Source organism: Streptomyces sp. NPDC001156, from assembly GCF_053598275.1.
The window spans coordinates 23,828-45,773 of record NZ_JBSFJX010000014.1; the positions used below are offsets into that span (position 1 = coordinate 23,828).

Consider the following 21,946-nt stretch of genomic DNA (forward strand, 5'->3'; position numbering starts at 1 on the left):
CGGGTGCCCGCCGAAGTCGCGGGCACCCGGCGCGCTCCTCACCGTTCCCGGGGCGCCTGAAGCAGCTCCAGCAGCCGTTCCGCCTCGGCCCGCCGTGTCCCGGCCGCCTCGGACGCGCCGTCCGCTTCCTCGTACGCCGACAGCACCGCACGCGCGCGTGCCGCCGCCTCGTCCTGGCGGCCGAGGTCGGCCTCCAGGCGGGCCGCCGTCAACTCCGCGCCGGTGCGGACGTCGAGGGCGTCCGCGCCGAGGGACGCGAACGTCTCGATCGCCTCCGTGAGGTGCGTCAGGGCCTCCTCGAAGGCAGTGCGTATCTCCTCGTCCTCGTCGTCGGCCGACCGGGCGATCAGTTCGCCGAACTGACGGTGCGAGTGGCCGAGTTCCATGGTCAGCCCGGCCCGCGCCTCGGCGTCCTCGGCGGCGGCCGCGGCGGACCCGCACTCCTGTGCCGCCTGTGCCATCAGCTCCCGGGCCGCCTCCAGGCCGGCGTCGCCGCCGGCCGCCAGCCACGCGCGGGCGCGCAGCGCGCGCACCAGCCCGTGCGTGTTGCCCAGCTCGCGCCACAGGTCGGCGGCACGGGCGTACGCCCGGTCCGCCTCCGCGGGCAGTTCGGCATGTCCGAGCGCCTCGGCGGCCAGATGGGCCAGCATCGCGTGGTCCCGCTGCTCCGGCCAGTGCCGGGCGATCTCCGCTGCCCGCAGCCACCGTTCCGCCGCGGCGCGGTGCTCGCCGAATTCGGTGTGGCAGTCGCCGAGCCACCACAGCGTCTGCACGATCGCCCCGTCACCGTGCGTCTCGGCGGTCAGATCGGGCAGCGCGGACTCCAGCACCTCGGCCGCCTCGGCGCAGCGGCCCTGGCGCAGCAGGAACCCGCCCAGCTGGTGTCTCGCCCACGCGCCCAGCGTCGCGGCCTCGTCCGCCTCGTCCGCCCAGTGCGCCGCCTCCAGGGCGTGCTCGGCGGCCTCGGTGAACTGACCCGAGGCTCCCAGCGCATCCGCCAGCTGAAGGTGCAGCTGCGCCTGGACGACCGGCTCGAGAAGCTCCCGGCCGTGCTCCAGCGCGTCGCGCGCGGCCCGCTGCGCCGTCTCCGCGTCGCCGAGCTGCCGGGCTGTCTGGGAGAGCCGCACCTCGTGCTCGACCGCGAACCACGGCAGGTCCGCCGCTATGTACTCCTCGGCCGCCTGCGCCAGCAGCTCCACCGCGGCCCCGCCGTCCCCGGCGTGCGCCGCGAGCTCCCCGAGCATGGCCTTCGCCTCTGCGGCCCGGTACGCGAGACGCACCTGAGAGGTGTGCGGCCCGGCGAACGCCAGCAGCTCCCGTACGGCCTCTTCCGCGGCCTCGGGGGAGCCCTCGCCCTCGTGCAGCCGGTGCATCAGGATGCGCGCCCGCCCGACCAGCACGGACGCCGTCTGCCGTACACCGGTGCCACCGTCCTCGAAGAGGGCGAGAGCCTGTTCGCACAGCCCGGTGACGGTCTCCAGCGCCTCGTCCGCGTGACCGGTCAGGGCGCGTACGTATGCCCCGCGCGCCCGTGCCGCCAGCGCCTCACCGGGGTCGCCCGCCTCGGCGTACAGACCGGCAGCCCGCTCGAAGGACTCGGCACCCTCCGGACCCCGGCCCAGCGCCTCGTGGTCGACGAGGTCCGCGCGGTCCCTGGCGTCCAGTTCCAGGCCCTCCGCGGCGAGCGCCACCGCCGCCCACGCCTCCACGGCGTCCGGGTGCAGGCGCTCCGACAGCCGCCGGGCCTCGGCCAGCAGATCCGGAAACTCCTGCTCCGTCCGGGCCGGGGCGGCCGGCGGCGCAGCTGCCACGGGTGCCGGCCGGGTCGTGCGCACGCCCAGCGGCAGCCGGTCCACCAGCGGGCGCCGGTCCATCCGCTCCCGGGTGCGCTCGCTGACGTACGAGGTGCCGTTGCGCGCGTCGAAGCGTGCGGCGAGCGCCAGCGCCTCCCCGCGCGCGTGGGCGGCGAGTTCCCGTGCGGTGAACTCCCGGCCCGCCGGTCCCGGCACCGCCTGGTCGCCGAATCCCCGCTCGACCAGCCGGTCCATCAGCAGCGTCACCACGGCCAGGAAGTCCAGTTTGCTGCGCGGCTCCCCGGAGTCCGTGAAGTAGGCGGGCCGCTCGGCCAGCAGTTCCAGACCGCGCGCCTCGTTCCCGGTCAGCGCGCAGAACTCCACGTGGTCCGCGTACGAACCGCGCATGCTCTCCATGGCCCGTACCAGCCGGAAGCCGCGCAGATGGTGCGCCCGCGCCTCGTCCAGGCGGCCCAGACGCACCAGCGACAGCAAGGAGGAGGCGAGCACGGCGTGCGGCTCGTGCGCGCACACGTACTCGCCTTCGAGGACCGGCCGCCACAGCTCCAGCGCACGCTCGTCCTCGCCCTTGCGCGCCTGCCACCACCCCTGGTCGTGCAGCTCGCACGCTTGGCAGTCGGCCATCTCGTCGCGGTCGGCGGCCAGCCATGCCGCGTACGCCCGCTCGGCCCGCTCCAGGTCCCCGGTGTGCGCGGCGACGCTGAACTCGGCGCTGCGCACGGCCCGTTCGGAGTGGCCGGCCAGCCGGTAGCGGTGCTCCATCTCGCCGAGCCACTTCTCCATGGAGGCGAGCGGGATGTGCGGCTGGCCCAGCATGCCCGCCGACATCCACTTGAAGACCCAGTACAGCGAGTGGGTCTCGTACGCGTCGAAGTCCTCGGGGCGTTCGTCCCACATGCGCAGCAGACGCGCGAAGGGGACGAACATCTTGTCCTTCTCGGAGCTGTAGTTGTAGACCTTCAGCTGGTGGCCGAGCGCCTCGATCACGGCCAGCGGGATGTCGAGCTTCTCCGCCTCCACCAGCAGCTGCTCCGCACGCGCGTTGCGCGCCGGGCCCTCCGGCTGCTCGTGGTTGTCCGCCATCGCCCGGCGCAGCGAGTCGAAATCCATGACCTCGCTCATCGGGAGCCGTCCTTGGGTGAGTTGGTGTGGGTGGCCCATTCGAGGAGGCCGATGAACGCGCGGTTGAGGAGCGCGGAGTCGGCGGGCCGCAGCGGGCGCTGGGCCATCAGCAGGGCCTGGCCGTAGAGGGACTCGGTGGCGGTGCCGATCAGCTCCAGGTCGTCCACCGAGCTGATCCTGCGGATCAGCGGGTTGAGGTGGTTGAGGACCAGACGCGCGCGGGGCGCGCTGCCCCGCAGCGACCCGAGGATCCCCGCCCACAGGTCGTCGGCCTGTTCCTCCGCCTCGGCGCGCGCCTGCTCGTGGCGCGCGGCCCGGTCGTCCAGGTGCAGCGCGGGCACGGAGAGCGGATGGAACGCACGCAGGACCACGTCGCAGCCCAGCGGGTCGAGGGTGGCGCGCGCGGCGGAGAGGAACGCCGACAGGGCCAGCTCCTCGGCCGGGTCCACCGCGTCCAGATGCGCGGTCACGGTCTCCGCGTCCAGCTCCGCGACCACCGTCCCCGGGCGCACCGACGGCAGCGCCTCCACCAGCTCGGCGTCGTAGGTGTAGCCGCCGTTGACCACGCCGACGCCCTGTGCGGACGCGATCGGCGCGACCTGCCGGTACTCCTCCACGGTCCGGGTGAAGTGCACGACGGGGTGCCGCTGTGCGAACTCCTCCAGGGACAGCCGTCCGTCCGTGGTCTCGAAGGGGAGCCACGGCAGCATCGTGCGCAGCATCTCCTTGTCGTGCCGCGCCAGCGACTTCACGCCCAGGTAGTGCACGGACAGGAAGGCCGCCAGGCGCTCGGGGTCGCCGGCCGCGAGGCCCGTCAGCCAGGACCGGATGCGCTCCCCGAGGGCCTCCCGCACGGCCGCGAGGGTCTCGTCCTCGTAGAGGGACTCGCGTGAGGCCGTGGGCCGCAGACTGTCCGTGTCGAGCACACAGCGCACGAAGAACGCCCAGTCGGGCAGCAGCTGTTCGGCCCGCTCGGTGAGCAGCATGCCCTTCAGGTGCACGCGGTGGCTCGCCCGCTGCGCGGGGCTGACCGCGGTCGGCAGCACATAGGCCACGCCCCGGATCCCGGCCAGCGGGACGTCCAGGTCGATCGAGTCCAGCGGGGTGAACCCGAACAGGGCGTGGCAGTGGCGCGCCAGGGCCACCCTCCGGGTGGTGGGGGAGGGGTATGTGCGGTCCCAGGGCGCCGGCAGATCCGTGATCGTCTCGTCGCCGACCCGGACGTCGTACGGCAGCAGCGACCCGAAGTCCCGTGCCAGGAGCCGCACCCGGTCCGCGGAGAGCCACTCGGCGGCGCCGGGACGGGCGACCAGGTGCACGGTGGTGCCGGGTTCGGGCCGGGCGTCCGGCGGCAACGTCCGCACGACATAGGACCCGTCGTCCGTGGCCGTCCACTCCACGGGCGGCGCGTCCGGCGTACGGGCGCTGCGGCTCACCACCCGGATGCGCTCGGCGACCACGAAACAGGCGAGCAATCCGATGCCGAACTGGCCCAGGAAGCCGGATCGCGCCTCCTGGAGCCCCTCGGCCCGCTTGGAGCTGCGCCCGATGGTGGCGAGTAGGTCGTGCACGTCCGACTCGGTGAGCCCGATGCCGGAGTCCTCGACGCGCAGGCTGCCGCCGTCGGCGTACAGCCGGACCCGGGCCGGTGCGTCCGGCTGTTCGGACCGGCGGGCCGTGATCGCGTCGACCGCGTTCTGCAGCAGCTCGCGCAGATAGACCTTGGGGCTCGAATAGAGGTGATGGGAGAGCAGGTCCACCAGACCGCGCAGGTCGACCTGGAACGTATGAGGTGGTTGAGGTGACTGAGGTGCCTGGGATGACTGTGAGGTCTGGGAGTCCATCGTCACGGCGCCGTGGGTGGGGGCAGGTCGACGGCGCGGGGGTCGGGCGGTCCCGGTGGGGCGGTGACCGCGGAACGAGCCGGGGCGCGCCATCCTAGGACGGGAGCCACCCCGCTGACCAGCGGATTTGCGAGACGTATACGGCATTGTCAGTCCGGTGGTGTGCAATGGATCTCGTGCCCGCACTGGAAGACCCGCTGAAGAAGGTGCTCGGCCCCGCCACCGCGAAGGTGATGGCCGAGCACCTCGGCCTGCACACTGTCGGAGACCTGCTCCACCACTACCCGCGCAGATACGAGGAGCGCGGTCAGCTCACCCATCTCGCCGACCTCCCCATGGACGAGCACGTCACGGTGGTCGCCCAGGTCGCCGACGCCCGGCTGCACACCTTCGCCTCGGCCAAGGCCCCGCGCGGCAAAGGCCAGCGCCTGGAGGTCACGATCACCGACGGCAGCGGCCGCCTCCAACTGGTCTTCTTCGGCAACGGCGTGCACAAGCCCCACAACGAGCTCCTGCCCGGCACTCGCGCACTGTTCGCGGGCAAGGTCTCGGTCTTCAACCGCAGGCTGCAACTGGCACATCCCGCGTACGAGTTGCTGCGCGGCGACGACGTGTCGGAGACGGTCGACAGCTGGGCGGGCGCCCTGATCCCGATGTACCCGGCCACGGCCAAATTGGAGTCCTGGAAGATCGCCAAGGCGGTGCAGACGGTGCTGCCCAGCGCCCAGGAGGCCGTCGACCCGCTGCCGGACTCCCTGCGCGACGGCAGGAGTCTGGTCTCCCTGCCCGAGGCCCTGCTGAAGATCCACCGCCCGCACACCAAGGCGGACATCGCCGACGCACGCTCCCGGCTGAAGTGGGACGAGGCCTTCGTTCTCCAGGTCGCTCTGGCCCGCCGCCGGCACGCGGACGCCCAACTCCCGGCGGTGGCCCGCGTCCCCGCCCCCGATGGCCTGCTGGCGGCCTTCGACGCCAAGCTCCCCTTCACTCTCACCGAGGGCCAGCGGAAGGTCTCTAAGGAGATCTTCGGCGATCTGGCCACGGAACACCCGATGCACCGGCTGCTCCAGGGAGAGGTCGGTTCCGGAAAGACCCTGGTCGCGCTGCGCGCCATGCTCGCCGTCGTGGACGCGGGCGGTCAGGCCGCCATGCTCGCGCCCACCGAGGTGCTCGCCCAGCAACACCATCGCTCCGTCGTCGAGATGATGGGGGAGCTGGCCGAGGGCGGCATGCTGGGGGGCGCCGAGCAGGGCACGAAGGTGGTGCTGCTGACCGGGTCCATGGGGGCCGCCGCGCGGCGGCAGGCGCTGCTCGATCTCGTCACCGGGGAAGCCGGGATCGTGATCGGCACCCATGCGCTGATCGAGGACAAGGTGCAGTTCCACGACCTCGGTCTGGTCGTGGTGGACGAACAGCACCGGTTCGGGGTGGAGCAGCGGGACGCGCTGCGCGGCAAGGGCAAGCAGCCGCCGCATCTCCTCGTGATGACCGCGACGCCGATTCCCCGGACCGTCGCCATGACCGTCTTCGGCGATCTGGAGACCTCCGTCCTGGACCAGCTCCCGGCCGGGCGCTCCCCGATCGCCAGCCATGTGGTGCCGGCGGCCGACAAGCCGCACTTCCTGGCGCGCGCCTGGGAGCGGGTGCGCGAGGAGGTGGCCGGCGGTCATCAGGGGTATGTCGTCTGCCCCCGTATCGGGGACGAGGAAGACGCCCCGAAGAAGAAGTCCCCTGAGGACGAGGCCGAGAAGCGGCCGCCGCTCGCCGTGCTGGACATCGCCGGGCGATTGGCCGAAGGGCCGCTCCAGGGCCTGAAGGTCGAGGTGCTGCACGGGCGGATGCCGCCCGACGACAAGGACGCGGTGATGCGCCGGTTTGCCGCTGGTGAGACGGACGTGCTGGTCGCGACGACGGTCATCGAGGTCGGCGTCAACGTCCCGAACGCCACCGCGATGGTGATCATGGACGCCGACCGCTTCGGGGTCTCCCAGCTCCACCAGCTGCGTGGCCGCGTCGGCCGCGGCTCGGCGCCCGGGCTCTGCCTCCTGGTCACCGAGATGCCCGAGGCGAGCGCGGCACGTCAGCGGCTGAGCGCCGTGGCGTCCACCCTCGACGGCTTCGAACTCTCGCGCATCGACCTCGAACAGCGGCGCGAGGGCGACGTCCTGGGCCAGGCCCAGTCCGGGGCCCGGTCCTCGCTGCGCATGCTCGCGGTCATCGAGGACGAGGAGATCATCGCTCAAGCCCGCGAGGAGGCCGCCGCGGTGGTCGCCGCCGACCCGGACCTCGACCGGCTGCCCGGTCTGCGCACGGCCCTGGAGGCCCTGCTGGACGAGGAGCGGGAGCAGTACCTCGACAAGGGGTGACCGAGCGCCCACGGCGCGCGGCCTGCGAAACTGGAGGGGCACACCCGCCCCGTGGAACCGGGCACCCCCGCATACCGACAAGGACCCGAAGATGACCCGCGTGATCGCCGGCCGGGCCGGCGGACGCCGTCTGGCCGTCCCGCCCGGGAACGGCACCCGACCTACGTCCGACCGGGCGCGCGAGGGCCTCTTCTCCACCTGGCAGGCGCTTCTCGGCGGCCCGCTGCGCGGCGAGCGGGTCCTCGACCTGTACGCCGGATCGGGTGCCGTGGGCCTCGAGGCGCTGTCCCGGGGGGCCGGTCACACTCTCCTCGTCGAGGCCGACGCCCGGGCCGTGCGCATCGTCCGCGAGAACGTCAGGACACTCGGCCTCCCCGGAGCCGAGGTCAGGGCAGGTAAAGCGGAACAGATCATCAGGACACCGGCGCCTGAACAGTCGTACGACATCGTGTTCCTGGACCCGCCGTACGCCGTTTCGGACGACGATCTTCGCGAGATTCTGCTCACACTCCGCACCGGGGGCTGGCTCACGGCCGAAGCCCTCGTCACCGTGGAGCGCAGCACCAGAGGCGGAGAATTCCGGTGGCCACAGGGCTTCGACGCGATCCGGTCCCGTCGTTACGGCGAGGGGACGTTTTGGTACGGTCGCGCCGCCTCTACGTGCGAAGACGCACGATGACCGGACCGGAGAGCGAGGGATCACAAGTGCGCCGCGCCGTCTGCCCCGGGTCGTTCGACCCGATCACCAACGGACACCTCGACATCATTGCCCGCGCGTCGAAGCTGTACGACGAGGTCTATGTCGCGGTGATGGTGAACCAGTCCAAGAAGGGCCTCTTCGACGTCGACGAGCGGATCGAGTTGATCCGCGAGGTGACGGCGGAGTTCGAGAACGTCGTCGTGGAGTCCCACCACGGCCTGCTCGTGGACTTCTGCAAGCAGCGCGACATCCCCGCCATCGTCAAGGGGCTGCGCGCCGTCAGCGACTTCGACTACGAGCTGCAGATGGCCCAGATGAACAACGGCCTCTCCGGTGTGGAGACCCTCTTCGTCCCCACCAACCCCACCTACAGCTTCCTGTCCTCCTCGCTGGTCAAGGAGGTCGCGGCATGGGGCGGTGACGTGTCTCACCTGGTGCCCCCGCAGGTCCTCGAGGCCCTGGGCAAGCGCCTCGGGCAGGGCTGAGCGATCTCCCAGCGGATTCCTCGGAATCTGACACCTCGTCAACCGGTGTCGGGCGGGGCAGCAGTGGTCGTAGAGTCGAACCGTCCGTCTCCAACACAGCTGTAGAGAGTGGCGAGCACACGGTGGACGTGCAGAACAAGCTCGACGAGATCGTCGCGATGGTCACCAACGCCCGGTCGATGCCCATGTCGGCCTCGTGCGTGGTCAACCGCGCCGAGCTGCTCTCGATGCTGGAAGAGGTGCGCGCGGCCCTGCCCGACTCTCTGGCCCAGGCCCAGGAGCTCATCGGCGGCCGCGAGGAGATGGTCGAGCGGGCCCGCCAGGAGGCCGAGCGGATTATCGAGACCGCGCACGCCGAGCGGGGCTCGCTGATCTCCGACACCGAGGTCGCCCGCCGCTCCCAGAACGAGGCCGAACGCATCCTCGCGGAGGCCCGCCGGGAGGCCGAGGAGGTCCGGGCCGAGGCCGACGACTACGTCGACTCCAAGCTCGCCAACTTCGAGGTCGTCCTCACCAAGACGCTCGGCTCCGTCGGCCGCGGCCGGGAGAAGCTCCTTGGCACCGGCCCGGAATTCGACGAGCAGGGGTACGTGGACCCCGAGGAAGATGACGCCCCCGAGCGCAGCCACGACCCCGAGACGCTGCGCCGCGACGCCGACGCGTACGTGGACGCCAAGCTCGGAGCCTTCGAGGCGGTCCTCGCCAAGACCCTCGATGCCGTCGGCAAGGGCCGCCAGAAGCTGCACGGCCGGATCGCTAGCGATGACCTCGGCGCCCTCGCCGCGGACCCGACGACCGTCCGGCACTCCAGCGACGCCGACTACCTGGCCGATCTCGCGGCCCTGGCCGACAGCCCCGCCGAGGCCCCCGCGGTCCCGGCCCAGAGCCCCCAGATCCCGGCCCAGCAGGCCGAGCCGGTCTACGCGCAGCAGCAGGACCCGTACGGTTATCAGCAGGTCGACCAGTACGGCTACCAGCAGACGTACGCCCAGCAGGACGCCTACGGCTACCAGCAGGCCGACCCGTACGCCGCCTACCCGCAGCAGACGTACGACCAGCAGGGCCTCTACGACCAGGGGCACGGGCAGGCGCACGGATACACCCAGGGCAACGCCCTCGACGAGACCAGCCTCTTCGACACCAGCATGATCAGTGCCGAGCAGCTCCGCGCCTACGAGCAGGGACGCGGCGGTCACTGAGGGCTGCGGACCCAGGGTGCGAGTGCACCGGATTGGGCCGTGAGCGGAAGGTCCAGTATCCTGGCACTTCGGTCGCGCGTAGCTTCCGCGATCGGCGCTGCCCGGAATACCACGGGACGGCGTCCCTTCCGAGCCTTGAAGACCCAGGACTCGAAGACCGAAAGCAGGAATGGCCCTGAACGCCCGCCTCGACCACCGCAACCCCCTCGTGTTCGACACACACGAGCTGGGGCGGCGTCCTGGTGCGCTGCAGCGCCTGTCCCGCACGGTCGACGCCCCGAAGGACCTGGGTATCCAGGGGGTCATCGGGGTGCCCGAAGGGGCCCCGGTGGAGCTCGAACTCCGGCTCGAGTCGGTCATGGAAGGGGTGCTCGTCACAGGCACCGCCCGTGCATCGGCCGAGGGGGAGTGCGTAAGGTGTCTGGAGTCGCTGGAGCTGGAGCTCGAAGCGGAATTCCAGGAGCTGTTCTCGTACCCTGACGCCGACGACCGGGGCCGTGTGATCACGGAACCGGGCGACGACGCCGAGGACGACGAGGACAGGTTCTTCCTCGAGGACGGACTTTTCGACCTCGAACCTCTGCTGCGCGATGCGGTGGTGCTCGCACTGCCGATGCAGCCGGTGTGCCGGGAAGACTGCCCGGGTCTGTGCTCCGAGTGCGGAGCACGGCTCGCGGACGACCCGGACCACCACCACGACGCCGTCGACATCCGTTGGGCGGCACTGAAGGGACTCGCCGGCACCATGAAGGACGGCGAGAAGGACGAGATGAGCGGCGCCGAAGCGGGCGTCGACGAGAAGCAGGAGAAGTAGCCGTGGCTGTTCCGAAGCGGAAGATGTCGCGCAGCAACACGCGCCACCGCCGGTCGCAGTGGAAGGCTGCGGTCCCCACTCTGGTTGCGTGCGAGCGCTGCCACGAGCCCAAGCAGCAGCACATTGCGTGCCCCTCGTGCGGCACCTACAACAAGCGCCAGGTCCTCGAGGTCTGAGCGGCTGGTGAGAGGTCTGATGTCTGACGCCAAGGCGGATCCAAACGCCAGGAAGAAGGCGGACAACACAGCCTCGTCCCACACGCTTCTGGAAGGGCGGCTCGGCTACAAGCTCGAGTCCGCCCTTCTGGTGCGTGCGCTCACCCACCGTTCCTATGCGTACGAGAACGGCGGTCTGCCGACGAACGAGCGCCTGGAGTTCCTCGGGGACTCCGTCCTCGGCCTCGTCGTCACCGACACGCTGTACCGCACCCACCCCGACCTGCCCGAGGGCCAGCTGGCCAAGCTGCGGGCCGCGGTGGTCAACTCGCGTGCGCTGGCGGAGGTGGGCCGCGGGCTCGACCTGGGCTCCTTCATCCGGCTCGGCCGGGGCGAGGAGGGCACGGGCGGCCGGGACAAGGCGTCCATCCTTGCCGACACCCTTGAAGCGGTGATCGGTGCTGTCTATCTCGACCAGGGCCTGGACTCGGCGGCGGAGCTGGTGCACCGCCTGTTCGACCCGCTGATCGAGAAGTCCTCGAATCTCGGCGCCGGCCTGGACTGGAAGACCAGCCTCCAGGAGCTGACCGCGACCGAGGGACTCGGCGTGCCCGAGTACCTGGTCACGGAGACCGGCCCGGACCACGAGAAGACCTTTACTGCTGCCGCCCGCGTCGGAGGCGTCTCGTACGGCACCGGCACCGGCCGCAGCAAGAAGGAGGCGGAACAGCAGGCCGCGGAGTCGGCCTGGCGCTCCATCCGTGCCGCCGCCGACGAACGCGCGAAGGCGGCGGCCGAGGCGGAGTCGTCCCCCGACGGGGGCACCGACACGGCTTCCGCCCAGGCGACGGCCTGAATCCTTCACCACGGAACACGCCCCGGCACACATGCCGGGGCGTGTTCCGCATCCCCGGGGCCCTGCCGAGGCCGCCCGTCGTCCGTCCGGGGCCGCCGCCTCAGGAACCCTCCGAGGGGCATTGATCACGAGGTACTCTGCGGACGTCGCCCCTGTTCACCCTTTCGGAGGAGCCCCGTGCCCGAGCTGCCCGAGGTCGAAGTCGTGCGGCGTGGGCTGGAGCGCTGGGTCGCCCACCGGACCGTCGCCGACGTCGAGGTGCTGCACCCGCGTGCCGTCCGCCGGCACACCGCGGGCGGCAACGACTTCGCGCACCGGCTGAAGGGTCAGCTCCTCGGCACGCCCAGCCGTCGCGGCAAGTACCTCTGGGTCCCGGTGGAGACCACCGGCTCGGCGATCCTGGCCCACCTGGGCATGAGCGGCCAGCTCCTCGTCCAGCCGCACGAGGCCGCACAGGAGAAGCACCTCCGCATCCGGCTCCGGTTCGACGATGCCCTCGGTACCGAACTGCGCTTCGTCGACCAGCGCACCTTCGGCGGCCTCTCGCTGCACGACACCACCGCCGACGGGCTGCCCGACGTCATCGCGCACATCGCCCGCGACCCCCTCGATCCGCTCTTCGACGACGAGGCCTTCCACCAGGCGCTGCGCCGCAAGCGCACGACCATCAAACGGGCCCTGCTCGACCAGTCGCTGATCAGCGGCGTCGGCAACATCTACGCGGACGAGGCCCTGTGGCGCGCCGGCGTCCACTACGAACGCCCCACGGCGAACTTCACCCGGCCCCGCACCGCCGAACTCCTCGGCCACGTACGGGACGTCATGAGCGCCGCGCTCGCCGTGGGCGGTACGAGCTTCGACAGCCTCTACGTCAATGTCAACGGGGAGTCGGGCTACTTCGACCGGTCGCTGGACGCGTACGGCCGCGAGGGGCTGCCCTGCCGGCGCTGCGCCATGCCGATGCGCCGCCGCCCCTGGATGAACCGGTCCAGCTACTTCTGCCCGAAGTGCCAGCGCGCTCCGCGCCTGCCGACCGCGCTGTCGAGAGGCGAGGACGGCTAGCCGGCTCGTGCCTCGTCGTACCGGCGACGGGCCTCGAGCACCTCGTCCATGCGCCCCTCCACGCAGTGGATGAGGCTCAGCAGCTGCTCGGCGACCTCACGGCCCAGCGGGGTCAGTTCGTAGTCCACCCGCGGCGGGTTTGTGGGCTGGGCCTCGCGGTGCACAAGACCGTCGCGCTCCAGCGCGTGCAGGGTCTGGGACAGCATCTTCTCGCTGACGCCGGCGACCCGGCGACGCAGCCCGTTGAACCGGAACGAGCCCTCGTACAGTGCCCCGAGCGTGAGCGCCCCCCAGCGTCCCGTGACGTGCTCAAGCGTGCCGCGAGAGGGGCACGCCTTGGAGAACACGTCGTACGGGAGGTCCTGCTCCGGCGCGGTGGTCATGCCGGAAGCGTACGCGACCACAGCGCTGACCGACAGGTTGCACTAACCAAAGGAAAGCGCCTCCTGCGTGCACGGGAGACATCGCGGCGAAATGCGCGAAGGTGGCCCAGTAAGGTGCTCGGCCGACCTCTGGATAGGCTCCTGGCTGTGCATACGTCCATGGTCAGCGGCGGAAGGGCCGAGCCGGCCGTCTTGGACGCGACGGAGCTGACATCCGACCCGGAGCTCGAGGCCCGCTTCGCGGAGTCGGCCCACCGGATCCTTGCGGACCTGGTCGGCCGGGGCGCCGCGCTCGGCTGGGTCGAACCACCCTCGCTTCTCGAGGTGGCGGAACTCCTGGACCACGTCGTGAGTGCAGCAAAGACCGGGGACGGGTCCCTGCGTGCCGCATACCTCGACCGTCGGCTGGTCGGACTGGGGTACTGGCTGCGCTATGCCCGACCGACGCATCGGCCGCACGCCGATCTGGAGAAGATCGCGGTGGATGCCGCCGCCCATGGACGCGGGGTAGGCCGGGCGCTGACCGCCGCCTTGATCGCTGACGCCCGGTGGGCGGGCATCGAAGTCCTCACCCTGGACGCCCGTGGCGACAACAGCAATGCCCTGCGCCTCTACCGGTCGCTGGGCTTCACCGAATACGGCCGTCTGCCCGATTTCGTCGCCGTTGGCGAGCGCCGCTACGACAAGGTCTTCTACATGCTGGACCTCCGCCGGGGACGGGCGTTCCCGGGCGGAGGCTCATAGCGCGCTGAGCTGCGGCGTCGGCTAGCCGAGCGGTTCGGCGAGCAGATCGTCGATCACCTGGCAGCGAATCTCAGGGAAGGACTCCGCGATCGCCTCACGCATCGATGAAAGGGCTTCCGGATCGACGCCCTGGCACCGCTCGCGGGCTGAGGCGTCCGGCCAGCGTGCGTACGCGACCCAGGTACCGTCATCGGCTTGGTGCAGGCGGGAACCATAGCTGCCGCACCGGTTGTGGATCTCTTCTGTCATCCGGTGCCAACTCGATGCGAACTGCTGCTCTCTGCCTTGATGTAGGCGCCACCGGTAGATGACCGCAAACATGACGCGACCTCTTCTTTCATCCGCCCAGTGATCATTTCCTTGATCGGGCCAGCACCGTATCGCGGGCGTGGGCGCCTCTGGCCGGTGGCCTGCCCGGGATGGGATGAACCGAGGTCGGCAGCGGCGTCCTGCACTCCGCGCCGTCGGTGTGGCGACAGTGCGGGACAACGGGATGCACGCGGTACGGCACTTTTGCGCGTCCGTGCTCCTGGACGCGGGAGAGTATCAAGCCCTTGAGCGAGTACCTGGGACACCATGATCCAGGCTTAACTCTGCGGACCTGCATACACCTGATGCCGTCCAGCGCGACCCGTACGCGGGCCGCCGTCGATGCCGTCTTCGGTGACGCGAGGGCTACCGATGACGGCCCCGAGGCGGCCCAGGGGACTTCAGAGGGCGCTGACCTGCGAAGTTCTCAGTACCCGAAGTCCTGTGTCCACCAGGGCCCGCCGGCCCCGTAGTGGACGCCGACGCCCAGGGTCTGGAAGTCGCAGTTCAGTATGTTCGCCCGGTGGCCGGGGCTGTTCATCCAGGCGTCCATCACCTCTTGGGCGGTCGCCTGGCCGCGGGCTATGTTCTCGCCGCCGAGGTCGGTTATGCCGAGCGCGGCCGCACGGTCCCAGGGGTCCTGGCCACTGGGATCGGTGTGGTCGAAGAAGTTCCGCGCGGCCATGTCCTCGCTGAACGCCTGTGCGAGCTTGCGCAGGGTGCCGTTCGGGGTCACCGGGCTGCAGCCCACCTTGGCCCGCTCCTGGTTGACCAGCTTGAGCACTTCGGTCTCGGCCGCGGACTCGGGGGTCGTCGCATGCCCGGGCGGGGTGGCCTTGGGCTCCTTCGTCTTCTCCTTCTGCGCCGGCGGGGCAGCCGGGGCCGTCTCCGTCGCCGTCGGGGACGGAGACTGCGAGGGCTCCTGCGCGGGCGCCGACGCCGCCGGGGAGGCGGGGGCCGAAGGGGCCGTGGTCGGTGTGGTCGTCCGGTCGGCGTCACGGCTCGTGGGGGTGGACTCGCGGCCGCCGTCCGCGGTGCCGTTCGTCCCGCCCTGCTCGGTCGCGAAGCCCGACGGGCTGGTGCCCCCGGCCTGTACGTCGCCGGAGTCCCCGCTCACGGTGAAGTGGTTGCTGCCCGGCAGTACCCCGGCGGCGACCGCCACGGTGCCGAGCGCGACGGCCGCGGAGACGCCGAGGAGGCCCGTACGGACCGGCGTCGCGGCCCTCTTCTTGCGGTGCGAGCGGGTCGCGAGTCGCTCCGCCTCCAGAACCGCGGCGAAACCGTAGAGGTTCTCCGGGCCGTACCCCTCCGCGGGGGGCTGGGGCTGGTGCTTCTGCGTGACTTCAGTGGCGCGGCCCCCCGTGGCGGCGCGTCCGGCGGCGGAGCGTCGGTGGCGTCCCATCTGCTGGCCTTCCTGATCTTGCGGTCAGCGCAACTCACACGATCGAGTGAGTTTCACATGAGATTCATATGAGTGGGGACGCTATCGCATGGCGCAAGGGGAGGAAGTGCCTGGTGTGACATTGGCCGGTTAGCGTGCACCCATGAACGACGAAGCACGGCTCGTCGCGTGGGTGCGCGGACGTGTCCAAGGTGTGGGTTTCCGCTGGTTCACCCGGGCCAAGGCGCTGGAGATCGGCGGCCTGAGCGGTTTCGCCGTCAATCTGGACGACGGTCGGGTCCAGGTGGTCGTCGAGGGTGCGCGGGACGGCTGCGAGGGTCTGCTGGACTGGCTGCGGGGCGACGACACACCCGGACGTGTGGACGGAGTCACTGAGATTTGGGACACGCCTCGTGGGTGCTACGAGGGCTTCTCCGTCCGCTGAGTCCGGACCCCGGGTCGGGCCCGCGGAAGCGGAAGGGCATGCCCTTGGCACCCACTGTGAGCAGAAAGGGCCTGGTGGTTGCCAAGAATCGCTTGCCGTGGCAGGCTCCGCCGGTAAGGATGATCTCCACGCCCTCAGGGGCCCGCAGGAGCCGCAGCGCAGCCCGTCCAGGGCCGCGCGCCCCCGGGTCGCCCCCCAATGCAGGGCGTGATCGTGTTGACCGTCAAACTTTTTGGTGAGACGCTGAAAGCCCCGCGCACCTTAGCTGTTTGGCATGTAAGAACGGCGCAAAACTCAAGAGTGCCAAGCACCGCGGGTGCGAATTCCCTCACGACCCACACCGCATCGGTCGGTCACTCAGTGTGGAGGACCATCCATCATGGCAAAGGCGCTTCTCGGTTACGTCGGCGGCTCCGACCCTCGACTCCTCGCCGAGATGCGACGGCTCCAGCAGCGCGTCCAGGAACTCGAGTCCGAGCTCGGACGAATCCAGGCGGAGAACGACGCGCTGACGGCTGCCGCTTCTCACGACAGGATCATGGCGAGCATCGACGCACACCAGGCGGAGCCTGCGCTCACCTGATCACTGCATCGCTCCACCCGACAGCACACGCAGTGGTTCGGCTGCCCGTATCAACCGCTCAGTTGTCAGAGTTGCAAGGGACGCCTCGGCGTCCCTTCTTTCTTTGCCCCCGCGCACCCTTTCCGCTCTCTTTAACGGATGGTGTGCCCTGCACGTTCAGGGGTGAAACCGCGGGTTCATGCAGTGAGACACCCGGCGGAAGGTAGAGTCCAGCGGCGTGCACCTCAAGGCCCTGACCCTCCGTGGGTTCAAGTCGTTCGCTTCGGCGACCACGCTCCGGTTCGAGCCGGGTATCACGTGTGTCGTCGGCCCCAACGGCTCGGGCAAGTCCAATGTCGTGGACGCGCTCAGCTGGGTGATGGGCGAGCAGGGGGCCAAGTCGCTGCGCGGCGGCAAGATGGAGGACGTGATCTTCGCCGGCACCACCGGGCGCCCGCCGCTCGGCCGCGCCGAGGTGTCCCTGACCATCGACAACTCCGACGGGGCCCTCCCCATCGAGTACGCCGAGGTCACCATCACGCGGATCATGTTCCGCAACGGCGGCAGCGAGTACCAGATCAACGGCGACACCTGCCGGCTGCTCGACATCCAGGACCTCCTCTCCGACTCCGGTATCGGCCGCGAGATGCACGTGATCGTCGGCCAGGGGCAGCTCGACTCCGTCCTGCACGCCGACCCCATGGGCCGCCGCGCCTTCATCGAAGAGGCGGCGGGCGTCCTCAAGCACCGCAAACGCAAGGAGAAGGCCCTCAGGAAGCTGGACGCCATGCAGGCGAACCTCGCCCGCGTCCAGGACCTGACCGACGAGCTGCGCCGTCAACTCAAGCCGCTCGGTCGGCAGGCTGCGGTGGCCCGACGGGCGGCCGTGATACAGGCCGACCTCAGGGACGCCCGGCTGCGCCTGCTCGCCGACGACCTCGTCCGGCTGCGCGAGGCGCTCAAGGCCGAGATCGCCGACGAGGCCGCGCTCAAGGAGCGCAAGGAGGCCGCCGAGGGCGAACTGAAGAAGGCGCTGCAGCGCGAGGGACTCCTGGAGGACGAGGTCCGGCGGCTGACGCCCCGTCTGCAGCGCGCCCAGCAGACCTGGTACGAGCTGTCGCAGCTCGCCGAGCGAGTGCGCGGCACGATCTCGCTGGCCGACGCCCGGGTCAAGAGTGCGACCTCCGCGCCGCCGGAGGAGCGGCGGGGCCGCGACCCCGAGGACATGGAACGCGAGGCCGCGCGTATCCGCGAGCAGGAGGCCGAGCTCGAGGCGGCCCTCGAAGCGGCGCAGCGCGCACTGGACGACACCGTCGCGCACCGCGCCGAACTGGAACGCGAACTGGCGATCGAGGAGCGGCGTCTGAAGGACGCGGCCCGCGCCATCGCCGACCGCCGCGAGGGCCTGGCCCGGCTCAACGGCCAGGTCAACGCGGCCCGTTCCCGCGCCGCCTCTGCCCAGGCCGAGATCGATCGTCTGGCCGCCGCCCGCGACGAGGCGCAGGAGCGTGCCGTCGCCGCCCAGGAGGAGTACGAAGCCCTCAAGGCCGAGGTCGACGGTCTCGACGCCGGAGACGCGGACCTGGCCGAGCAGCATGAGGCGGCGAAGAGGACCCTCGCCGAGGCGGAGGCGGCCCTGTCGGCGGCCCGCGAGGCGGCCACCACCGCCGAGCGCCGGCGCGCCGCGGTCGCCGCCCGCCACGAGGCACTCGCACTGGGCCTGCGCCGCAAGGACGGCTCGGGCGCCCTGCTCGGCGCGAAGGACCGCCTTTCCGGACTTCTCGGACCGGCGGCCGAACTGCTGACGGTGACCCCGGGATACGAGGTGCCGCTCGCGGCCGCCTTCGGTGCCGCCGCCGACGCGATCGCCGTGACGAGCCCGGCCGGGGCGGCCGAGGCGATCAGGATGCTGCGCAAGCAGGACGCGGGGCGGGCTGCGCTGCTGCTGGCGGGTGCACCCGAGGAGCCCGCGTACGAGGCCCAGGGCCCGGGTGCGGGCGCCGCGGAGAACCCGCGGGGGACCGGAGAGACTGACGGGCCGGGCACCGCCCCCTCGCCGGCGGCCGGTGCCGGATCGTTTGGGCAGCCCATCGCCGGCACCCATGACGTGGTTCCCGCAGCGTGGGGCGCCCTGGGCGGCGTGTCCGGGTCCTCATCCGCGGACGGGCCGCCCTTCGCGGCCGACCTCGTCCGGGGTCCCGCCGCTCTGATGCCCGCCGTGCGGCGGCTGCTGCGCGGCATCGTCGTGGTCGGCACCCTCGAGGACGCCGAGGAACTCGTCTACGCGCGGCCCGGACTGACCGCCGTCACCGCCGAGGGCGACCTGCTCGGGGCGCATTTCGCACAGGGCGGATCGGCCGGGGCGCCGAGTCTGCTCGAAGTGCAGGCCTCCGTCGACGAGGCCGCCGCCGAGCTCGCGGAACTCGCCGTCAGGTGCGAGGAGCTGACCGAGGAGCAGCGGCTCGCGGGGGAGCGCCGCAAGGAGTGCGCCGCCGGTGTGGAGGAGCTGGGGGAGCGGCGGCGTGCGGCCGAGCGTGAGAAGTCGTCCGTCGCCCAGCAGCTGGGACGGCTGGCCGGGCAGGCGCGGGGCGCCGCCGGAGAGGCCGAGCGCTCCACCGCCGCCGCGGCCCGGGCGCAGGAGGCCCTGGAGAGGGGCCTGGGCGAAGTGGAGGAACTCGCCGAGCGGCTCGCCGTCGCCGAGGAGATGCCGGTCGAGGAGGAGCCCGACACCTTTGTACGCGACCGGCTCGCCGCGGACGGGGCGAACGCGCGTCAGACCGAGATGGAGGCCCGGCTCCAGGTCCGTACGCACGAGGAGCGGGTCAAGGGCCTGGCCGGACGGGCCGACTCCCTGGACCGGGGCGCCCGTGCCGAACGCGAGGCACGCGCGCGTGCCGAGCAGCGGCGGGCCCGGCTGCGGCACGAGGCCGCCGTCGCGGAAGCCGTCGCCTTCGGTGCCCGGCAGCTCCTCGCCCATGTCGAGGTGTCCCTCGGCCGGGCCCAGGCCGAGCGCGTCGCCGCGGAGGCCGCGAAGGCCCGCCGCGAGCAGGAGCTCGCCGCGGCGCGCTCCGAGGGCCGTGACCTCAAGGCCGAGCTCGACAAGCTCACGGACTCCGTCCACCGGGGTGAGGTGCTCGGCGCCGAGAAGCGGCTGCGTATCGAGCAGCTGGAGGGCAAGGCGCTGGAGGAACTCGGTGTCGAACCGGGGGGTCTGATCGCCGAGTACGGCCCCGACAAGCTGGTTCCGCCCTCGCCGCCCGCCGAGGGCGAGGAGCTGCCCGAGGACCCCGAGCACCCGCGCAATCAGCCCCGCCGGTTCGTCCGCGCCGAGCAGGAGAAGCGGCTCAAGGCCGCCGAGCGGGCGTACCAGCAGCTCGGCAAGGTCAACCCGCTGGCCCTGGAGGAGTTCGCGGCGCTGGAGGAGCGTCACAAGTTCCTCAGCGAGCAGCTGGAGGACCTCAAGAAGACCCGGGCCGACCTGCTTCAGGTGGTGAAGGAGGTCGACGAGCGCGTCGAGCAGGTCTTCACCGAGGCGTATCGGGACACTGCACGGGAGTTCGAGGGCGTCTTCAGCCGGCTCTTCCCGGGCGGCGACGGACGGCTTGTGCTGACCGATCCGGACAACATGCTCACCACGGGCGTCGATGTCGAGGCACGGCCCCCGGGCAAGAAGGTCAAGCGCCTGTCCCTGCTCTCGGGCGGCGAGCGGTCGCTGACCGCCGTGGCCCTGCTGGTGTCCATCTTCAAGGCGCGGCCGAGCCCGTTCTATGTCATGGACGAGGTCGAGGCTGCCCTCGACGACACCAACCTGCAGCGGTTGATCCGCATCATGCAGGAGCTGCAGGAGGCCTCGCAGCTGATCGTGATCACGCACCAGAAGCGCACCATGGAGGTCGCCGACGCGCTCTACGGCGTCTCCATGCAGGGCGACGGTGTGTCGAAGGTCATCTCCCAGCGGCTGCGATAGATAGATGCGACGTACACCGTTCTGACTTGCATCTTTCCAAGACTTCAACATCTGAACTCAAGCGCAGATCGTTTTCAGGTCCAGCCGCAGACTCGCTGGCTTTTGACTTCGAAACTTGAACACATAGTCTCTGCAACGTTGCTTTTACCTTCAGGTGTGAGCGGCGTGAGCAGGTGCTCTCTGGGTACTTGGATGCCACCCCCATGCCCTGAAAGGGCTCGCCCCCACCCCCGGCGGCGTTGCCGGTGGCCCGAGGAGTTACACACGTGACCAGCACAGCGCAGGCACCTCAGACAGGAACCAGGACGGCTCACCCCGAACATCTCGGGCACGTCATCTTCATCGCGGCGGCGGCCGCGATGGGCGGCTTTCTCTTCGGCTACGACAGTTCCGTGATCAACGGCGCCGTCGAGGCCATCCGGGGCCGCTACGACATCGGCTCCGCAGCGCTGGCCCAGGTCATCGCCGTCGCCCTGATCGGCTGCGCCATCGGCGCCGCCACCGCAGGCCGGATAGCCGACCGCATCGGCCGCATCCGGTGCATGCAGATCGCCGCGGTCCTCTTCACCATCAGCGCCGTCGGCTCCGCGCTGCCCTTCGCCCTGTGGGACCTCGCCTTCTGGCGCATCATCGGCGGCTTCGCCATCGGCATGGCCTCCGTGATCGGCCCCGCCTACATCGCCGAGGTCGCCCCGCCCGCCTACCGCGGCCGGCTCGGCTCCTTCCAGCAGGCCGCGATCGTCGTCGGTATCGCCATCTCGCAGCTGGTCAACTGGGGCCTGCTGAACGCGGCGGGCGGCGACCAGCGCGGCCGGCTGATGGGTCTCGAGGCCTGGCAGGTCATGCTCGGCGTGATGGTGATCCCGGCGGTCCTCTACGGCATGCTCTCCTTCGCCATCCCCGAGTCCCCGCGCTTCCTGCTCTCCGTCGGCAAGCATGAGCGCGCCCGGGAGATCCTCGCCGAGGTCGAGAGCAAGGACGCCGACCTGGACGCGCGCGTCGCCGAGATCGAGCACGCCATGAAGAGCGAGCACAAGTCCACCTTCAAGGATCTGCTCGGCGGCGGTTTCTTCTTCAAGCCGATCGTCTGGGTCGGTATCGGCCTGTCGGTCTTCCAACAGTTCGTCGGCATCAACGTCGCGTTCTACTACTCCTCGACGCTGTGGCAGTCGGTCGGCGTCGATCCGAAGGACTCGTTCTTCTACTCGTTCACGACGTCGATCATCAACATCGTCGGCACCGTGATCGCGATGCTCTTCGTGGACCGCATCGGCCGCCGGCCCCTCGCCATCATCGGTTCGGTCGGCATGGTGGTCGGCCTCGCCCTGGAGGCCTGGGCGTTCTCGTACCACCTGGTCGACGGCAAGCTGCCGGCCACCCAGGGCTGGGTCGCCCTGATCGCCGCCCATGTGTTCGTGCTCTTCTTCGCCCTGTCCTGGGGTGTGGTCGTCTGGGTCATGCTCGGCGAGATGTTCCCGAACAAGATCCGTGCCGCCGCCCTGGGCGTGGCCGCCGCCGCGCAGTGGATCGCCAACTGGGCCATCACCGCGAGCTTCCCGTCGCTGGCCGACTGGAACCTGTCCGCGACCTACGTGATCTACACGGCCTTCGCCGCGCTCTCCATTCCGTTCGTTCTCAAGTTCGTGAAGGAGACGAAGGGCAAGGCGCTGGAGGAGATGGGCTGACCCGTCGCTTCGAGCTCGAGGAGAAGGGTCAAGTCCCCGCTGCCCCTCTCCTC

General features: G+C 70.8%; 18 protein-coding genes and 1 pseudogene. 14 read left to right on the top strand and 5 right to left on the bottom strand.

Features of this window, described 5'->3' with window-relative positions; all coding sequences use genetic code 11:
- Window positions 1-38: 38 nt before the first annotated feature.
- Both ACWDA7_RS10195 and ACWDA7_RS10200 read right to left on the bottom strand, forming a co-directional pair.
- The gene (locus ACWDA7_RS10195; protein ID WP_450603685.1) at window positions 39-2,936 is read right to left on the bottom strand and encodes a tetratricopeptide repeat protein; all 2,898 of its coding nucleotides are present in this window, start codon (window positions 2,934-2,936) and stop codon (window positions 39-41) included.
- Window positions 2,933-4,780: an HSP90 family protein gene (locus tag ACWDA7_RS10200; RefSeq protein ID WP_450603747.1), complete on the bottom strand. Its 1,848-nt coding sequence runs from the start codon at window positions 4,778-4,780 to the stop codon at window positions 2,933-2,935. Before ACWDA7_RS10200 ends, ACWDA7_RS10195 begins: the two co-directional genes overlap by 4 nt.
- Window positions 4,781-4,947: 167 nt before the next feature.
- Here ACWDA7_RS10200 and recG point away from each other — a divergent pair, with 167 nt between their 5' ends.
- The 8 genes from recG to mutM all read left to right on the top strand — a co-directional run bounded on the left by recG (window position 4,948) and on the right by mutM (window position 12,417).
- The gene (recG, locus tag ACWDA7_RS10205) at window positions 4,948-7,146 is read left to right on the top strand and encodes an ATP-dependent DNA helicase RecG (protein WP_450603686.1); all 2,199 of its coding nucleotides are present in this window, start codon (window positions 4,948-4,950) and stop codon (window positions 7,144-7,146) included.
- Window positions 7,147-7,237: 91 nt separating this feature from the next.
- A complete protein-coding gene (rsmD, locus tag ACWDA7_RS10210; protein ID WP_450603688.1) occupies window positions 7,238-7,825 on the top strand; it encodes a 16S rRNA (guanine(966)-N(2))-methyltransferase RsmD in 588 nt (195 codons plus the stop codon).
- 26 nt (window positions 7,826-7,851) lie between these two features.
- A complete protein-coding gene (coaD, locus tag ACWDA7_RS10215) occupies window positions 7,852-8,331 on the top strand; it encodes a pantetheine-phosphate adenylyltransferase (RefSeq protein ID WP_359397239.1) in 480 nt (159 codons plus the stop codon).
- A 122-nt stretch (window positions 8,332-8,453) separates the two neighbouring features.
- A complete protein-coding gene (locus ACWDA7_RS10220; RefSeq protein WP_450603689.1) occupies window positions 8,454-9,530 on the top strand; it encodes a cell division initiation protein in 1,077 nt (358 codons plus the stop codon).
- Between the two features lie 169 nt (window positions 9,531-9,699).
- A complete protein-coding gene (locus ACWDA7_RS10225) occupies window positions 9,700-10,344 on the top strand; it encodes a YceD family protein (protein ID WP_450603690.1) in 645 nt (214 codons plus the stop codon).
- A 2-nt stretch (window positions 10,345-10,346) separates the two neighbouring features.
- Window positions 10,347-10,520 (top strand): 50S ribosomal protein L32, encoded by a 174-nt coding sequence (gene rpmF / locus ACWDA7_RS10230; protein WP_003951102.1) that lies wholly within the window; start codon window positions 10,347-10,349, stop codon window positions 10,518-10,520.
- A 19-nt stretch (window positions 10,521-10,539) separates the two neighbouring features.
- Window positions 10,540-11,355 (top strand): ribonuclease III, encoded by an 816-nt coding sequence (rnc, locus tag ACWDA7_RS10235; protein ID WP_432932995.1) that lies wholly within the window; start codon window positions 10,540-10,542, stop codon window positions 11,353-11,355.
- A gap of 177 nt (window positions 11,356-11,532) precedes the next feature.
- On the top strand, window positions 11,533-12,417 hold the full coding sequence (mutM, locus tag ACWDA7_RS10240) for a bifunctional DNA-formamidopyrimidine glycosylase/DNA-(apurinic or apyrimidinic site) lyase (protein ID WP_450603691.1): 885 nt from the start codon (window positions 11,533-11,535) through the stop codon (window positions 12,415-12,417).
- Here the strand turns inward: mutM and ACWDA7_RS10245 are convergent.
- The gene (locus tag ACWDA7_RS10245; protein WP_450603692.1) at window positions 12,414-12,800 is read right to left on the bottom strand and encodes a winged helix-turn-helix transcriptional regulator; all 387 of its coding nucleotides are present in this window, start codon (window positions 12,798-12,800) and stop codon (window positions 12,414-12,416) included. The genes mutM and ACWDA7_RS10245 overlap by 4 nt on opposite strands.
- Before the next feature lie 159 nt (window positions 12,801-12,959).
- On the opposite strand from ACWDA7_RS10245, the gene ACWDA7_RS10250 reads away from it, so the two are divergent.
- Window positions 12,960-13,544: an N-acetyltransferase family protein gene (locus tag ACWDA7_RS10250; RefSeq protein WP_450603748.1), complete on the top strand. Its 585-nt coding sequence runs from the start codon at window positions 12,960-12,962 to the stop codon at window positions 13,542-13,544.
- 21 nt (window positions 13,545-13,565) lie between these two features.
- Here ACWDA7_RS10250 and ACWDA7_RS10255 read toward each other — a convergent pair whose 3' ends face one another.
- Window positions 13,566-13,865: an antibiotic biosynthesis monooxygenase gene (locus tag ACWDA7_RS10255; RefSeq protein ID WP_450603693.1), complete on the bottom strand. Its 300-nt coding sequence runs from the start codon at window positions 13,863-13,865 to the stop codon at window positions 13,566-13,568.
- 115 nt (window positions 13,866-13,980) lie between these two features.
- On the opposite strand from ACWDA7_RS10255, the pseudogene ACWDA7_RS10260 reads away from it, so the two are divergent.
- Window positions 13,981-14,326, top strand: a pseudogene (locus tag ACWDA7_RS10260) (hypothetical protein); the annotation flags it as partial.
- On the opposite strand, the gene ACWDA7_RS10265 reads toward ACWDA7_RS10260, so the two are convergent.
- Entirely contained in the window at window positions 14,281-15,255 is a 975-nt protein-coding gene (locus ACWDA7_RS10265; protein WP_450603694.1) for a CAP domain-containing protein, read from the bottom strand. The pseudogene ACWDA7_RS10260 and the gene ACWDA7_RS10265 sit on opposite strands and share 46 nt — an antisense overlap.
- A gap of 142 nt (window positions 15,256-15,397) precedes the next feature.
- Between ACWDA7_RS10265 and ACWDA7_RS10270 the strand changes: the two genes are divergently transcribed.
- The 4 genes from ACWDA7_RS10270 to ACWDA7_RS10285 all read left to right on the top strand — a co-directional run bounded on the left by ACWDA7_RS10270 (window position 15,398) and on the right by ACWDA7_RS10285 (window position 21,893).
- Window positions 15,398-15,679: an acylphosphatase gene (locus tag ACWDA7_RS10270; protein ID WP_450603695.1), complete on the top strand. Its 282-nt coding sequence runs from the start codon at window positions 15,398-15,400 to the stop codon at window positions 15,677-15,679.
- Window positions 15,680-16,058: 379 nt separating this feature from the next.
- Window positions 16,059-16,262, top strand: coding sequence for a hypothetical protein (locus tag ACWDA7_RS10275; protein WP_450603696.1), 204 nt, complete (start codon window positions 16,059-16,061; stop codon window positions 16,260-16,262).
- A 217-nt stretch (window positions 16,263-16,479) separates the two neighbouring features.
- Complete coding sequence (locus tag ACWDA7_RS10280) at window positions 16,480-20,208, top strand: AAA family ATPase (RefSeq protein WP_450603697.1); 3,729 nt, start codon at window positions 16,480-16,482, stop codon at window positions 20,206-20,208.
- 266 nt (window positions 20,209-20,474) lie between these two features.
- Complete coding sequence (locus ACWDA7_RS10285) at window positions 20,475-21,893, top strand: sugar porter family MFS transporter (RefSeq protein WP_450603698.1); 1,419 nt, start codon at window positions 20,475-20,477, stop codon at window positions 21,891-21,893.
- Window positions 21,894-21,946: the final 53 nt, after the last annotated feature.

Bases quoted from the DNA above. Each gene is read 5' to 3' on its own strand.
- ACWDA7_RS10270 (WP_450603695.1), top strand. From the start codon at position 15,398: ATGAACGACGAAGCACGGCTCGTCGCGTGGGTGCGCGGACGTGTCCAA.
- ACWDA7_RS10225 (WP_450603690.1), top strand. From the start codon at position 9,700: ATGGCCCTGAACGCCCGCCTCGACCACCGCAACCCCCTCGTGTTCGAC.
- ACWDA7_RS10250 (WP_450603748.1), top strand. From the start codon at position 12,960: ATGGTCAGCGGCGGAAGGGCCGAGCCGGCCGTCTTGGACGCGACGGAG.
- rnc (WP_432932995.1), top strand. From the start codon at position 10,540: ATGTCTGACGCCAAGGCGGATCCAAACGCCAGGAAGAAGGCGGACAAC.
- rsmD (WP_450603688.1), top strand. From the start codon at position 7,238: ATGACCCGCGTGATCGCCGGCCGGGCCGGCGGACGCCGTCTGGCCGTC.
- ACWDA7_RS10275 (WP_450603696.1), top strand. From the start codon at position 16,059: ATGGCAAAGGCGCTTCTCGGTTACGTCGGCGGCTCCGACCCTCGACTC.
- ACWDA7_RS10245 (WP_450603692.1), bottom strand. From the start codon at position 12,800: ATGACCACCGCGCCGGAGCAGGACCTCCCGTACGACGTGTTCTCCAAG.
- ACWDA7_RS10265 (WP_450603694.1), bottom strand. From the start codon at position 15,255: ATGGGACGCCACCGACGCTCCGCCGCCGGACGCGCCGCCACGGGGGGC.
- recG (WP_450603686.1), top strand. From the start codon at position 4,948: ATGGATCTCGTGCCCGCACTGGAAGACCCGCTGAAGAAGGTGCTCGGC.
- ACWDA7_RS10255 (WP_450603693.1), bottom strand. From the start codon at position 13,865: ATGTTTGCGGTCATCTACCGGTGGCGCCTACATCAAGGCAGAGAGCAG.
- ACWDA7_RS10200 (WP_450603747.1), bottom strand. From the start codon at position 4,780: ATGGACTCCCAGACCTCACAGTCATCCCAGGCACCTCAGTCACCTCAA.
- ACWDA7_RS10195 (WP_450603685.1), bottom strand. From the start codon at position 2,936: ATGAGCGAGGTCATGGATTTCGACTCGCTGCGCCGGGCGATGGCGGAC.